Origin of the sequence: Streptomyces sp. R44 (assembly GCF_041053105.1) — a bacterium.
Classification (GTDB): Bacteria; Actinomycetota; Actinomycetes; order Streptomycetales; family Streptomycetaceae; genus Streptomyces.
Genome location: NZ_CP163444.1, coordinates 2330429 through 2343287, shown reverse-complemented (window position 1 = coordinate 2343287; position 12859 = coordinate 2330429). Strand labels below are relative to the sequence as shown.

The window sequence follows — 12859 nt, the reverse complement described above, 5'->3', positions numbered from 1 at the left end:
CCGACCGCCCCGGGTTCCGCCCCGGGCGGCCCCGGCGTGCCCGCGGACGCCTCGGGCCGGCGCGGCAGGCTCCGTACCGCCGCCGCGCCCGTCTCCAAGCACGCCCCCCTGGCGAGGGGGTGCCGCCCGCGCGGCTGCCGCGCGCCCGCCCGCCGTGTCCACGGCCGCCGGGTCCGCTACGTCATCGGCTCCGAGCCGGGCCAGGTCAACGGCATGCGATGGCGCCCGCGCCCCGCGCGCGTTCTCACGTACGACGCCTAGCCACCGCCGGCTCCGCCGCACCACTCCCGTGTGGGCAATCGTCCCGCTGGGGCGGGACGGGACGGCGCCCTTCAGCGGCGCCTCCGCCTTCCGCGCCCTGACCCGCACCACCAGTGCACTGCGCACGGGGTGCGGGTCCAAGCGCGGAAGCCTCTGGCGCCGGCAAGGGCGCCGTCCGTTGTGCCCACCCGTTCCGCCCCGGCGGAACGCATGCCCACAACGGCGGTGCTCTCGTACGGGAACGGCTCGCGCGCATACCGTGACCATCAACCCCACGTATCCCGGGGCACCCGCCCCGCGAGGAGCATCCGCATGTCCAGCGAGTTCTTCATCCCGGACCTGGAAGGCCAGGTCCCCAGCCCGGAGGGCTACTTCGGCGCCTACGGCGGCAAGTTCATCCCGGAGGCCCTCGTCGCCGCGGTCGACGAGGTCGCCGTCGAGTACGAGAAGGCCAAGGCCGACCCCGAGTTCGCCCGCGAGCTCAACGACCTGATGGTCAACTACACCGGCCGGCCGAGCGCCCTCACCGAGGTCCCCCGGTTCGCCGAGCACGCCGGCGGTGCCCGGATCTTCCTCAAGCGCGAGGACCTCAACCACACCGGCTCGCACAAGATCAACAACGTGCTCGGGCAGGCCCTCCTGACCAAGCGCATGGGCAAGACGCGGGTCATCGCCGAGACCGGCGCCGGCCAGCACGGCGTGGCCACCGCCACCGCCTGCGCCCTCTTCGGCCTCGACTGCACCATCTACATGGGCGAGGTCGACACCCAGCGCCAGGCCCTCAACGTGGCCCGGATGCGGATGCTCGGCGCCGAGGTCGTGGCCGTGAAGTCCGGCAGCCGCACCCTCAAGGACGCCATCAACGAGGCGTTCCGCGACTGGGTCGCCAATGTGGACCGGACGCACTACCTGTTCGGCACGGTCGCGGGTCCGCACCCCTTCCCCGCCATGGTCCGCGACTTCCACCGGGTCATCGGCGTCGAGGCCCGCCGCCAGATCCTGGAGCGCGCCGGGCGCCTGCCCGACGCGGCCATCGCCTGCGTCGGCGGCGGCTCGAACGCCATCGGCCTCTTCCACGCCTTCGTCCCGGACGCGGACGTCCGCCTGATCGGCTGCGAGCCGGCCGGCCACGGCGTCGAGACCGGCGAGCACGCGGCCACCCTCACCGCCGGCGAGCCCGGCATCCTCCACGGGTCCCGCTCCTATGTCCTCCAGGACGAGGAGGGCCAGATCACCGAGCCGTACTCGATCTCCGCCGGACTCGACTACCCCGGCATCGGCCCCGAGCACGCGTACCTCAAGGACAGCGGGCGCGGCGAGTACCGGGCCGTCACCGACGACGCCGCCATGCAGGCGCTGCGGCTGCTCTCCCGTACGGAGGGCATCATCCCGGCCATCGAGTCGGCGCACGCCCTCGCCGGGGCGCTGGAGGTCGGCAAGGAGCTCGGCAAGGACGCCCTGCTCCTGGTGAACCTCTCCGGGCGCGGCGACAAGGACATGGATACCGCCGCTCGCTACTTCGGTCTGTACGACAACGGCGCCGAGGGGGGCTCCAAGTGACCACGGGGAACATCCAGCTGCTGAGCGACACCCTCGCCAAGGCCAAGGCCGAGAACCGGGCGGCGCTCATCGCGTACCTGCCGGCCGGCTTCCCGACCGTCGACGGCGGCATCGCCGCGATCAAGGCCGTCTTCGACGGCGGTGCCGACGTCGTCGAGGTCGGTCTCCCGCACAGCGACCCGGTCCTCGACGGGCCGGTCATCCAGACCGCCGACGACATCGCCCTGCGCGGCGGCGTGAAGATCGCCGACGTCATGCGGACGGTCAAGGAGGCCCACGCGGCCACCGGCAAGCCGGTCCTCGTCATGACGTACTGGAACCCGATCGACCGGTACGGCATCGAGCGCTTCACCGAGGAGCTCGCCACGGCCGGCGGCGCGGGCTGCATCCTGCCCGACCTGCCGGTCCAGGAGTCCGCCGTCTGGCGCGAGCACGCCGACAAGCACGGTCTCGCGACCGTCTTCGTCGTCGCGCCCAGCAGCAAGGACGAGCGCCTCGCCACCATCACGGCCGTCGGCTCCGGCTTCGTCTACGCCGCCTCGCTCATGGGTGTCACCGGCACCCGCGAGTCGGTCGGCGAGTCGGCCGCGGACCTGGTCCGCCGTACCCGCGCCACCTCCGAACTCCCGGTGTGCGTGGGCCTCGGCGTCTCCAACGCCACGCAGGCGAAGGAGGTCGCCGGCTTCGCCGACGGCGTCATCGTCGGCTCCGCCTTCGTGCAGCGGCTCCTCGACGCCGACGGCGACGAGGCGGCCGGCCTCACCGCCGTAAGGGAACTGGCGGCCGAACTCGCCGAGGGCGTCCGCCGCGTTTCGTAGCCCATCCGGGTGGATCTGGGACCGGGGAGGCGCGGATGTGCCTCCCCGGTTCGTTGCCTGGGGCGTGAGCGAGAAGAACAGTGGTGACGGTAACCGGAGCGCGCGGGAGCGCCTTCAGCAGCAGCGCGAGCGCGACAAGGCCCGCGAGAAGCAGCGGCGCGTCCTGATCGTGTCGGCGGCGGTGGTCGGCGTCCTCGGCCTGGCCGCGGTCGTCGGCGTGATCGCCGCCGGCGGCGACAAGAACAGCGGGTCAGACAAGGCCGGCCCGGTGGTCGCGCCGACCGGAGCGACCGACGAGGACGCCAAGCCGGCCATCCCCACGGGCAAGGCGGACGCCCCGTCGACGCTCGTGATCTGGGAGGACTTCCGCTGCCCGGCGTGCGCCCAGTTCGAGAACGTCATGCGGGACTCCATCCACGAGCTGGAGGCCTCCGGCGCGCTCAAGGCCGAGTACCACCTCGCCACCCTCATCGACGGGAACATGGGCGGCAGCGGCTCGCTGCGCGCGGCGAACGCGGCCGCGTGCGCCCAGGACGCGGGGAAGTTCACCGCGTACCACGACACGCTCTACATCAACCAGCCGCCGGAGACGGACGACGCCTACGGCAACAACGCCAAGCTGATCGAGCTCGCGGCGAAGGTGCCGGGGCTCGACACGCCCGCCTTCCGCAGCTGTGTGAACGACGGAACGCACGACAGCTGGGTGAAGAAGTCGAACGAGGCCTTCCAGAACGGCGGCTTCCGCGGCACCCCGTCCGTCCTCCTCAACGGAGAATCGATCTTCCCGACCAAGGGGAACGAGCAGATCTCCCCGGAGAACCTGAAGAAGTGGGTCGCCGAGGCCAACAAGGGCAAGAAGCCGGGCACCGCCTCCCCGTCGGCCTAGCCGGAGGCGTACCCGGCGGATTGGTTACCCAGAAGTTGCCGGGTGGGCTGCCGTCCCGCCCGCCCGGCAAGGTAGCGTCGGTCCTGCCATGGACCTTGCCTACATTCCCAGCCCGTCGACCGGCGTGATCCACCTCGGACCGATCCCGCTGCGCGGCTATGCCTTCTGCATCATCATCGGTGTCTTCGTCGCCGTCTGGCTCGGCAACAAGCGCTGGATCGCCCGGGGCGGCACCGCCGGCACCGTCGCCGACATCGCCGTCTGGGCGGTGCCCTTCGGCCTCGTCGGCGGACGCCTCTACCACGTGATCACCGACTACCAGCTGTACTTCAGCGAGGGTGAGAACTGGGTCGACGCCTTCAAGATCTGGGAGGGAGGCCTCGGCATCTGGGGCGCCATCGCGCTCGGCGCGGTGGGCGCCTGGATCGGCTGCCGCCGGCGCGGTATCTCCCTGCCCGTGTACGCCGACGTCATCGCCCCCGGCATCGCCTTCGCCCAGGCCATCGGCCGCTGGGGCAACTGGTTCAACCAGGAGCTGTACGGCAAGCCGACCGATGTGCCGTGGGCGCTGAAGATCACCGAGGGCCCCAACCGCGAGGCGGGCCTGTACCACCCGACCTTCCTGTACGAGTCGCTGTGGAACGTCGGCGTCGGCTTCCTGGTCATCTGGGCCGACCGCCGCTTCAAGCTGGGCCACGGCCGCGCCTTCGCGCTGTACGTCGCCGCGTACTGCTCGGGCCGCGTGTGGACGGAGGCCCTGCGCGTCGACGAGGCGCACCACATCCTCGGCCTGCGGCTCAACGTGTGGACCGCGATCATCGTGGGTCTGCTCGCCGTGGTCTACATGGTGATCTCGGCGCGTGTCCGGCCGGGCCGCGAGGAGATCGTGGAGCCGAGGAAGGCCGAGAAGGCCGAGGGCGCCGTGGACGGTGGCGAGGAGGGCGAGGCGAAGGACGCCGAGCCGAAGGACGCCGCTCCGGACGAGGACTCCTCCGCGGAACCGGAGGAGTCCGATACCGAGAACCCCGAGAACCCCGAGAAGACCGAGAAGTCCGAGAGGTCGGGCAACGGTGCCGGGTCGGCCGCCAAGAGCTGATCCTTCGTAGTGTGAGGGCCGTCGGGACTGGAGAAGTCCCGGCGGCCCTTTCCTGTGTCACCCCGCACGGGCCGCGAGCGCGAGGACCCGGTGGGCTCCCTCCACCACCGCCGCGTCGACGAAGCGGCCGTCCGGGAGCGCGAGGGCGCCCCGCTCGGCCGCGGCCGCCTCGACGACCTCACGGGCCGCGTCGACCTCCTCCGGGGTCGGGAGGTAGGCGCGCTCGATGACCGGGAGCTGGCGCGGGTGGATCGCCGCCCGGCCGAGGAAGCCCATGGCCCGGCCCCGGGCGCAGCCCGCGGCCAGCGCGTCCAGGTCGGCGACGTCCGGGTGGACGGACTGGGCCGGCGGCGGGAGGGCGGCCGCGCGGGCCGCGACCACCACACGGCCGCGCGGCCAGTCGAGCGCGCTGTCCTCCCGTACCCCCAGGTCGGCGCGGAGGTCGGCCTCGCCGAGGGCGATGCCGCGGACGGCGGGATGGGCGGTGGCGATGGCGTACGCGTGCTCCACGGCGAGGGCGTTCTCCAGGAGCGGATAGAGGGGGAGGCCCGGCGCGAGGCCCGCGATCCGGTGGATGTCAGTGGCGTGTGTCACCTTGGGTACACGGAGACCGCGGAGGCCGGGGAGGGGGGCCAGGGTGGGGATGTCGAGCGGCGTGTGGACGCGGACGTGGACCGGGACGGGATGGACGTCCGCGAGGAGATCGACGGTGGCGTCGAGGGCGTACGCCTTGCGGTGCGGGGCGACCGCGTCCTCCAGATCGACGATCACGACGTCGGCGCCGGAGGACAGGGCCTTGCGGACGACCTCGGGGCGGTCACCGGGTGCGTACAGCCAGGTGAGGGGGGTGCGGGGGCTCATACCGCGCCCTGCTCGCGGAGGGCGTCGATCTCGGCGGGGGTGAGGCCGAGTTCGGAGAGGACGGCGGTGGTGTCGGCGCCGTGCGGCCGGCCGGGCCAGCGGATGGCGCCCGGGGTCTCGGAGAGGCGGAAGAGGACGTTCTGCATCTTGATCGGACCGAGTTCGGGATCCTGCACCTCGGTCACGGTGCGGAGCGCCTGGTACTGGGGATCGGCGACGACATCCCGGATGTCGTAGACGGGGGCGATGGCCGCCTCCGCCTTCTCGAAGGCCGCCATCGCCTCGTCACGGGTGTGGCGGGCGATCCACGAGCCGACCGCCTCGTCGAGGACGTCCGCGTGCTCGGCCCGGCCCGTGCCGTCGGCGAACCACGGCTCGTCGATCAGCTCCGGGCGGCCGACGAGCCGCAGCACCCGCTCGGCGATCGACTGGGCGGAGGTGGAGACGGCGACCCAGGAGCCGTCGGAGGTCCGGTAGGTGTTGCGCGGGGCGTTGTTGCGGGAGCGGTTGCCGGTCCTGGGCTGGACGTAACCGAGCTGGTCGTACCAGAGGGGGTGGGGTCCGATGACGGAGAGCATCGGTTCGATGATCGCCATGTCGACGACCTGGCCGCGGCCGGTCGCCGTCCTCGCGGTGAGCGCGGTCATCACCGCGTACGCCGTGGCGAGGGCGGCGATCGAGTCGGCGAGGCCGAAGGGCGGCAGGGTCGGCGGGCCGTCCGGCTCGCCGGTGATCGCGGCGAAGCCGCTCATCGCCTCGGCGAGCGTGCCGAAGCCGGGGCGGTGGGCGTACGGGCCGAACTGGCCGAAGCCGGTGACCCGGGCGAGCACCAGACGCGGGTTGACGGTGGAGAGCTCCTCCCAGCCCAGACCCCAGCGTTCCAGGGTGCCGGGGCGGAAGTTCTCCACGATCACGTCCGCCTCGGCGGCGAGCGCGAGCAGGGTGTCGCGGCCGCCCGGCGAGGAGAGGTCGAGGGTGATCGCCCGCTTGTTCCGGCCGAGGACCTTCCACCACAGGCCGATGCCGTCCTTGGCGGGGCCGTGGCCGCGCGACGGGTCCGGCTTGCGGGGGTGCTCGACCTTGACGACGTCGGCGCCGAAGTCGCCCAGCATCATGGCGGCCAGCGGGCCGGCGAAGAGAGTCGCGAGATCCAGGACGCGCAGCCCCTGCAGGGGCGCCGTGGGGTTCTCGGGCGTGGTGGTCGGGGCGTGGGCGGTCATACGGCGTCGGCCTCCAGGGTGTGGGGCGAGCGGAAGGCGGCCTCGATCTCGACGCGGTACGGCATCGAGGTCGACGCGCCCTCGCGCTGGACGGAGAGCGCGGCGGCCGTCTGCGCCCAGGCGAGGGCCTCCGGTGCGGGACGGCCCTCGCCGAGGGCGACCGCGAGGGCGCCGACGAAGGTGTCGCCGGCCCCCGTGGTGTCCACGGCCCGGACCCGGGGCGCGGGCACGGCGACCGGTTCCGCGCCGCGCACCGCGTAGAGGCTGCCGGCCGCGCCCAGGGTGACGACCACCTCCGGGACGTCCCGCAGCAGGGCCTGCGCGGCTTCGCGCGGGTCGGTGAGCCCGGTGAGCGCGGCGGCCTCGTGCTCGTTGGGCACCAACAGGTCGGTGGCGGCGAGGAGTTCCGGCGGGAGGGGCTGGGTGGGGGCGGGGGTCAGCACGGTACGGACGCCGAGCCGGCGGGCGGTGACGGCGCCCTCGACGACGACGGAGAGGGGGAGTTCGAGCTGGAGGAGCAGGGAGTCGGCGGTGCCGATGAGGGCCTCGTCGCCATGGGTGAGGGAGGTGACGGTGCCGTTGGCGCCGGGGACGACGACGATCGCGTTGCCGCCCTCGTCGTCGACCACGACATGAGCGGTTCCGGAGGAGCCCTCGGCGGTGCGCAGCAGATCGGTGTCGACCGCGCAGTGCTCCAGGGTGGCGCGGAGCCGTGCCCCGAAGTCGTCCGCGCCGACCGCGCCGATCATCGCCACCTCGGCGCCCGCGCGGGCGGCGGCGACGGCCTGGTTGGCGCCCTTGCCGCCGGGGATCGTACGGAAGGAGCGGCCGGTGACCGTCTCACCGAGGGCGGGGGCCCGTGGCACATAGGTGACGAGGTCCATGTTCGTGCTGCCGAGCACGACGATGCTGGTCATGGGCGTACTGCCTCCGTGTGTGTCAGTTCGGCCAGGGTGTCGAACCCGATGCCGTCGAAGGACGGCACCGAGGTCGCCAGCCGGTTCTTGAGCGGGGCGGTCCAGCGCTCGGGCAGCCGGTGCGGGTGCCCGGCCAGCAGCCCGGCGACCGAACCGGCGGTGGCGCCGTTGGAGTCGGTGTCCCAGCCGCCCGAGACCGCCGCGCAGACGGAGCGGGAGAAGTCGCCGTCGGCGTGGGTGAGGGCGGCGGCGAGCAGGGCGGCGTTGGGGACGGCATGCACCCAGTGGTACCCGCCGAGTTCGGCGTGCAGACGGTCGACGACGGTGTCGAAGTCGGGCTCCGTGCCGGCGTACGCGATGCCCCGCCGGACGCCCTCCGCGAGCCGCGAGCGCGGCGGGATCACGCCGAGGCCGGCGGCGAGGGACTCGTGGACGTCCGCCGTCCCGGTCGCGGCGGTGGCAAGGGTGGCGGCGACGAACATGGCGCCGTAGACGCCGTTCGCGGTGTGCGTGAGCACCGCGTCCCGGTGGGCCTGCGCCGCGGCGGCCACCGGGTCGCCGGGGTGGGTCCAGCCGTGGACGTCGGCCCGGATCTGGGCGCCGATCCACTCGCGGAAGGGGTTGCGGCGGAGGGCGGTCAGTGGGGGTTCGACGCCGTCGAGGAGGTTGCGGTAGGCGACGCGCTCGGCCGTGAAGGTGCGGCCGGCGGGGAGCTCGTCGAGCCAGAGGCGGGCGACGTCGGCGGTGGTGAAGTCGCGGCCGTACCGCTGGAGGAGCAGCAGGTCGAGGAGGGGGTAGTTGAGGTCGTCGTCCTCGGGCATGCCGTCGATGTTCTCGGCGAGGGAGGTGGCGGCGGAGCGACGGTTCCACGGATGGGCTGCGAGCAGCTCGGGCGGGACACCGCGGGCGGTGAACCAGGTGGTGAGGGGCCAGTTGCCGGCGGCGCGGGCGAGGGTGCGGATGGCGGAAAGGGGGAGCTTCTCCACGGGCTTGCCGAGGAGGCACCCGACGGCGCGGCCCAGCCAGGCGGCGTGCAGGCGGTCTTGGAGCCCCGTTGTGGGCAGTCGTTCCGCAGGGGGCGGAACGGGTGGGCCCGTTGTGCACCCGTCCCGCCCTGCGGGACGATTGCCGACACGGGGGGTCGTCGACGCCCGGATCGCGGGCAGGGCCGTGGGCTCGTGGGCCGACAGGGGTGCGGGGAGGGACGCCAAGGCGTCCAGGAGTTCTTCCGCCAGGGGGCGGAGGTCCGGGCGGGGGGTTTCCGAGGCGCCGGCCGACGTCGGGGCGGGGGGGCCGCCCGCCGCCGTCCAGCGGGCCGCCAGGGCACCGGCGTCGCGGCCGTCCTCCGACGCCTGGCGGAGTTCGTGGCCCACCAGGTCCTCCGGCTGGACCCAGGTCACGCGCAGGGTCATCGGTCCGCGCTCGTCAGCGTCGCGAAGGCCGATTCGTGGGACCGGCGGGCTTCCACATCCCTGGCGAAGATCTCGTGGGTCACTTCCGCCAGCGCCCGCGCCGGGGCGTGCAGGTCCAGGCGGCTCGCCTCCGCCACCTGCTTCGCCCACTCCGGAGGGACCGCGGACTCGCCGTGCAGCGCGCCCACGATCGCGCCCGCCATCGTGGCGATCGAGTCGCAGTCGCGGCCGTAGTTGACCGCGCCCAGGACCGTACGGCGGTAGTCGCCCTCGCCGACCAGGAGCATGCCGAGGGCGACGGGGAGTTCCTCGATCGCGTGCAGCCGGGAGGGGCGGCGGGCGCCGAGGGAGGGGGCCCGGTAGTCGGGGCCGACCGTGTCGAAGGGGGCCACCGCCCTGCGGAGGGGGACGAGTGCGGACTCGAAGTCCCGGTGTCCGGCCGCGACTTCGGTGACCGCCTTGATCGCCGCGCGCGTTCCGTCCTTCGCCAGGGACAGCGACTCCTCCACCACCGACGCCGGCGTCGCGCCCGGCGCGCAGGCCGCCGCGACCGCCGCCGCGAAGACACCCGCGGCCTCCCGGCCGTAGGAGGACTGGTGCGCGCCCGCCAGGTCGATCGCCTCGGCGTAGGCGGCCGCCGGGTGGGCGGCGTTGACCAGGCCGACCGGAGCCATGTACATCGCGGCACCGCAGTTGACGATGTTTCCCGTCCCCGCCTCCCGGGGGTCGACGTGGCCGTAGTGGAGCCGGGCCACGATCCACTTCTCCGCGAGGAAGATCCGCTGGAGGGGGAGCGCCTCGGCCTCCAGCTCCGGGATCCAGACGGGGGAGCCCATGAGTTCGGGGACGAGGTGGTCCGCGACCGCGTACGCGTCGAGGTGGCCGCGGACCTTCTCGTACACCCGGATCAGCGCGTGGGTCATCAAGGTGTCGTCGGTGACGTGCCCGTCGCCCTTGTGGTACGGCGCGATGGGCCGGGCGGTGCGCCAGTCGCCGCCGTTCCAGGGGCCGACGATCCCGGTGACGCGGCCGCCGTGGCGTTCCAGGATCTGTTCGGGGGTGTAGCCCTCGACGGGGCCGCCGAGCGCGTCGCCGACGGCGGCCCCGAGGAGGCTGCCGGTGATCCGGTCATCCAGTGTGGGTGTCATGTCGGAATTGTCCACCTGGGGCGGCCGGTTCCGTGGCTCCCAGCAGCCCGGCGAGTTCCACCAGGTCCGTACCCGCGAGGCGGGGCAGCGCGCAGCCCGCGAGCGTCCTGCACGTCTCGCGCCAGCTCGCCGGGACCGAACGGCCGCCGCCCAGCGCGCCGGTGAGCGCGCCCGCGAGCGCGGGGGCCGAGTCGGCGACCCGGGAGAGGCAGGCGGCGGCCGGTACCGCGGCCGTCATCGCGCCCCGGGCGGCGGTGGCGAGGGCCAGGGCGACCGGTACGGTCTCGGCGGCGGCGATGCCGTAGCTGTAGACGTGGTCCACGATCTGGTGCTCCAGGAGCGGGACCAGCTCGAAGGCGGAGTCGGCGGCCTGGGCGAGCTTCACGGCGTGCCGGGCGTTGCGGCCGATCTCGGTGACGGGCGGGAGTTCGGCGAGCGCCGCCTCCACGGCCTCGTCGACCGTCGCCCCGCCGAGGGCCGCGGCGACGGCCGCCGCCGTCGCACGGGCGCCGTGGACTCCGTCGCCGTCCTGCGTGTACCGCGCGTCGAACTCGGCGAGTTCGGCGGCCGCGCGGGGGTCGCCGGGGTGGACGACGGCGAGGACCGCGGCGCGGACGCAGGCGGCGTCGTCGAAGAAGTGCGGGTTGTCGTGGCCCGTGGCGGGCGGGCGCAGGCCGGTGGCGAGGTTGCCGAGGCCCGCGCGGACCGAGATCCGGGCGCGGAGGGGGAGTACGGCCGACTCGACCTCGGGGGCGCGGTCGGCGGCGGCGGCGACCTGGCCGGCGAGGGCGTTCCAGGCGAGGTCGACGGCGGCGCGGAGCCGGCGGTCCGGGGGGAGGGCGGCGAACACGGGGCCGTCGGCGGTGAGGATCGCCTCGGCGGTGAAGACCGCCCACTCGGCGTCGTCGGAGGGGCCCAGACGGAGGGGCTCGGGGGGCTGGTTGAGGGCGATGGGGACGGGGAGGGTGGTCGTCGCGTTCTGCTCGGCGAAGGTGTCGAGTTCGCGGGTGAGGCGGCGGGTCCATTCGGGCATGCGGGCGGCGCGGTGGCGGGCGGCGGGCCAGCCGGCGGCGTCGCCTGCGGCGAGCCCGAGGAGGAGGCCCTCGACTGCGTCGCGCCCGGCCCTGCGAGGGGCGTCGAGCTGCGGGAGCTCTTGGGCGCCGCTGCCCCAGGTGCCGGTGGCCCGCACCGGGACGGGTCCCTGCGGGGCCAGGTTCAGCTCGTTCGTGCCCGGCACCGGCGGCATCGGGTCCTGCGGGTCACCGAGCAGGGAGCCGGAACCCGGCATCGGGGGCTGTGCCCACCCTCCCCCAAGCTCTCGGCTTCGCTCGACCAGGGGGGACCCCCCTCGCCCTGCGGAACGATTGCCCACGGCGGTGGTGGCGGCAATGGTGTCCGCCACGGCGCCCGCAGCGCCCGCGGCGGTTTCGGTCTCGCCCGCCGTCGTCAGGTCCGCGCTCATGCCGCCTCCTCCGGGGTCAGGAGGTCCGCCACGTCCAGGACGTGGTAGCCGCGCATCGACGGGAGGCAGCTGCCGGTCACCGGGGCGATGGCCGAGGCCCAGTCGGACGGGATCGCGTTCACCCCGCCCGCCGCGCCCGCCAGGGCGCCCGCCACCGCCGCCGTCGTGTCGGCGTCGCGGCCCATGTTGACCGCCGTCAGGACCGCCGTACGGAAGTCGCCTCGGGCCGCCGCGAAGGCCCCGAAGGCCAGGCCCACCGCCTCCGGGGCGAGGTCCGTCCACGGGTAGCCGCCGATGACGACCGCCGAGCGGACCTGGCGTTCGCGGGTGAGCGGGTCCGGCTGGACCCGCTGGGCCGCGACGACCGCGCGGCGCAGCGAGCGGGCCGTCCAGGAGTCCATGGGGACGACCGAGAGCGCTGCCGCGATGACCGACGTGACCGTCGCTCCCGTCATCGCCGCCGCCACTCCCGCCGCCACGGCCTGGCCCCCGTAGATGCCTTCGCCGTCGTGGCTGACGCTGCCGTCGATCGCGACCAGTCGCGCCGCCTCCGCCGGGCGGCCCGCCGCGAACACCCCGAAGGGGGCGGCGCGCATCGCGAGGCCGTCGCTCCACGCGTGGCGGTGCTGGGCCGAGATGGGGGCCGCGAGGCCCCGGCGGAGGTTCTCCAGGGTGCCGCGCTCCGAGAAGCCCGCGCCGCGGAAGGGGCCTTCGTCGAGGTCGGCGATCCAGTGGTGCCAGGCCCGCTCGACGTGGTGGACGGTGAGGGCCGAGCCGTGCCGGGCGAGGAGCAGCCCCGAGAAGATGGCGTACTCCGTGTCGTCGGTGCCCGCCGGGCTGTCCGTCACGAAACCCTCGATGCGGCCCCAGCGGCGGCGGATCTCGGAGGGCCGCATGTTCTCGGCGGGCGCGCCGAGGGCGTCGCCGACGGCGAGGCCGAGGAGCGCCCCTCTCGCCCGTTCACGCGTGTCGCAGGCCGTGCTGTTCACCATCTCGCGCCCCTTCCTTCGGTGGAGGCGCCGACAGCGGCGCCCCGTTGCCTGGATCTGTGCCACCAGGGGCCGCGAAGTCGCCGAAGAAACGTCTCTGTCACCCGCCTGACACCTCGCCAGGTTGGGTTGCCCTCACTGAGGCGGGCCTTAGTAAGTACGGCCTGGCTTGCTGGCGCGCCCCTTACATCGGGCGTATTTTCGACGGTGTTGGGGGCGGCGGGTGCAT

12 protein-coding genes are annotated in these 12859 nt (G+C 74.0%); 5 read left to right on the top strand and 7 right to left on the bottom strand.

Annotation, left to right across the window (positions count from 1 at the left end):
- Nucleotides 1–108 precede the first annotated feature (108 nt).
- The 5 genes from trpM (at nucleotide 109) to lgt (ending at nucleotide 4621) form a co-directional block, all read left to right on the top strand.
- Nucleotides 109–261, top strand: coding sequence for a tryptophan biosynthesis modulator TrpM (gene trpM, locus AB5J54_RS10840; protein WP_369149284.1), 153 nt, complete (start codon nucleotides 109–111; stop codon nucleotides 259–261).
- Between the two features lie 312 nt (nucleotides 262–573).
- On the top strand, nucleotides 574–1821 hold the full coding sequence (gene trpB / locus AB5J54_RS10835; protein ID WP_369143710.1) for a tryptophan synthase subunit beta: 1248 nt from the start codon (nucleotides 574–576) through the stop codon (nucleotides 1819–1821).
- Nucleotides 1818–2639 carry a tryptophan synthase subunit alpha gene (gene trpA, locus AB5J54_RS10830; protein WP_369143709.1) on the top strand — a complete coding sequence of 274 codons (822 nt, stop codon included), beginning with the start codon at nucleotides 1818–1820 and terminating at the stop codon, nucleotides 2637–2639. Before trpB ends, trpA begins: the two co-directional genes overlap by 4 nt.
- A 64-nt stretch (nucleotides 2640–2703) precedes the next feature.
- Nucleotides 2704–3525 carry a DsbA family protein gene (locus tag AB5J54_RS10825; protein ID WP_369143708.1) on the top strand — a complete coding sequence of 274 codons (822 nt, stop codon included), beginning with the start codon at nucleotides 2704–2706 and terminating at the stop codon, nucleotides 3523–3525.
- 88 nt (nucleotides 3526–3613) lie between these two features.
- On the top strand, nucleotides 3614–4621 hold the full coding sequence (gene lgt / locus AB5J54_RS10820) for a prolipoprotein diacylglyceryl transferase (protein ID WP_369143707.1): 1008 nt from the start codon (nucleotides 3614–3616) through the stop codon (nucleotides 4619–4621).
- A 57-nt stretch (nucleotides 4622–4678) separates the two neighbouring features.
- Here lgt and AB5J54_RS10815 read toward each other — a convergent pair whose 3' ends face one another.
- The 7 genes from AB5J54_RS10815 to AB5J54_RS10785 all read right to left on the bottom strand — a co-directional run bounded on the left by AB5J54_RS10815 (nucleotide 4679) and on the right by AB5J54_RS10785 (nucleotide 12633).
- Nucleotides 4679–5482, bottom strand: a complete 804-nt coding sequence (locus tag AB5J54_RS10815) for a CoA ester lyase (RefSeq protein WP_369143706.1) — start codon at nucleotides 5480–5482, stop codon at nucleotides 4679–4681.
- Nucleotides 5479–6702, bottom strand: a complete 1224-nt coding sequence (locus AB5J54_RS10810; protein ID WP_369143705.1) for a CaiB/BaiF CoA transferase family protein — start codon at nucleotides 6700–6702, stop codon at nucleotides 5479–5481. Before AB5J54_RS10810 ends, AB5J54_RS10815 begins: the two co-directional genes overlap by 4 nt.
- Nucleotides 6699–7619, bottom strand: coding sequence for a ribokinase (gene rbsK, locus AB5J54_RS10805; protein WP_369143704.1), 921 nt, complete (start codon nucleotides 7617–7619; stop codon nucleotides 6699–6701). The genes AB5J54_RS10810 and rbsK overlap by 4 nt, the downstream gene beginning before the upstream one ends.
- Entirely contained in the window at nucleotides 7616–9031 is a 1416-nt protein-coding gene (locus tag AB5J54_RS10800; protein WP_369143703.1) for an ADP-ribosylglycohydrolase family protein, read from the bottom strand. Before AB5J54_RS10800 ends, rbsK begins: the two co-directional genes overlap by 4 nt.
- Nucleotides 9028–10179 carry an ADP-ribosylglycohydrolase family protein gene (locus tag AB5J54_RS10795; RefSeq protein ID WP_369143702.1) on the bottom strand — a complete coding sequence of 384 codons (1152 nt, stop codon included), beginning with the start codon at nucleotides 10177–10179 and terminating at the stop codon, nucleotides 9028–9030. Before AB5J54_RS10795 ends, AB5J54_RS10800 begins: the two co-directional genes overlap by 4 nt.
- The gene (locus tag AB5J54_RS10790; RefSeq protein ID WP_369143701.1) at nucleotides 10160–11467 is read right to left on the bottom strand and encodes an ADP-ribosylglycohydrolase family protein; all 1308 of its coding nucleotides are present in this window, start codon (nucleotides 11465–11467) and stop codon (nucleotides 10160–10162) included. The genes AB5J54_RS10795 and AB5J54_RS10790 overlap by 20 nt, the downstream gene beginning before the upstream one ends.
- A 170-nt stretch (nucleotides 11468–11637) precedes the next feature.
- A complete protein-coding gene (locus tag AB5J54_RS10785; protein ID WP_369143700.1) occupies nucleotides 11638–12633 on the bottom strand; it encodes an ADP-ribosylglycohydrolase family protein in 996 nt (331 codons plus the stop codon).
- Nucleotides 12634–12859 lie beyond the last annotated feature (226 nt).

What these genes read in the sequence shown, in the direction of transcription:
- AB5J54_RS10800 (WP_369143703.1), bottom strand. Translation starts at nt 9,031, where the DNA reads ATGACCCTGCGCGTGACCTGGGTCCAGCCGGAGGACCTGGTGGGCCAC.
- AB5J54_RS10815 (WP_369143706.1), bottom strand. Translation starts at nt 5,482, where the DNA reads ATGAGCCCCCGCACCCCCCTCACCTGGCTGTACGCACCCGGTGACCGC.
- lgt (WP_369143707.1), top strand. Translation starts at nt 3,614, where the DNA reads ATGGACCTTGCCTACATTCCCAGCCCGTCGACCGGCGTGATCCACCTC.
- AB5J54_RS10790 (WP_369143701.1), bottom strand. Translation starts at nt 11,467, where the DNA reads ATGCCGGGTTCCGGCTCCCTGCTCGGTGACCCGCAGGACCCGATGCCG.
- trpB (WP_369143710.1), top strand. Translation starts at nt 574, where the DNA reads ATGTCCAGCGAGTTCTTCATCCCGGACCTGGAAGGCCAGGTCCCCAGC.
- rbsK (WP_369143704.1), bottom strand. Translation starts at nt 7,619, where the DNA reads ATGACCAGCATCGTCGTGCTCGGCAGCACGAACATGGACCTCGTCACC.
- AB5J54_RS10810 (WP_369143705.1), bottom strand. Translation starts at nt 6,702, where the DNA reads ATGACCGCCCACGCCCCGACCACCACGCCCGAGAACCCCACGGCGCCC.
- AB5J54_RS10785 (WP_369143700.1), bottom strand. Translation starts at nt 12,633, where the DNA reads ATGGTGAACAGCACGGCCTGCGACACGCGTGAACGGGCGAGAGGGGCG.
- AB5J54_RS10795 (WP_369143702.1), bottom strand. Translation starts at nt 10,179, where the DNA reads ATGACACCCACACTGGATGACCGGATCACCGGCAGCCTCCTCGGGGCC.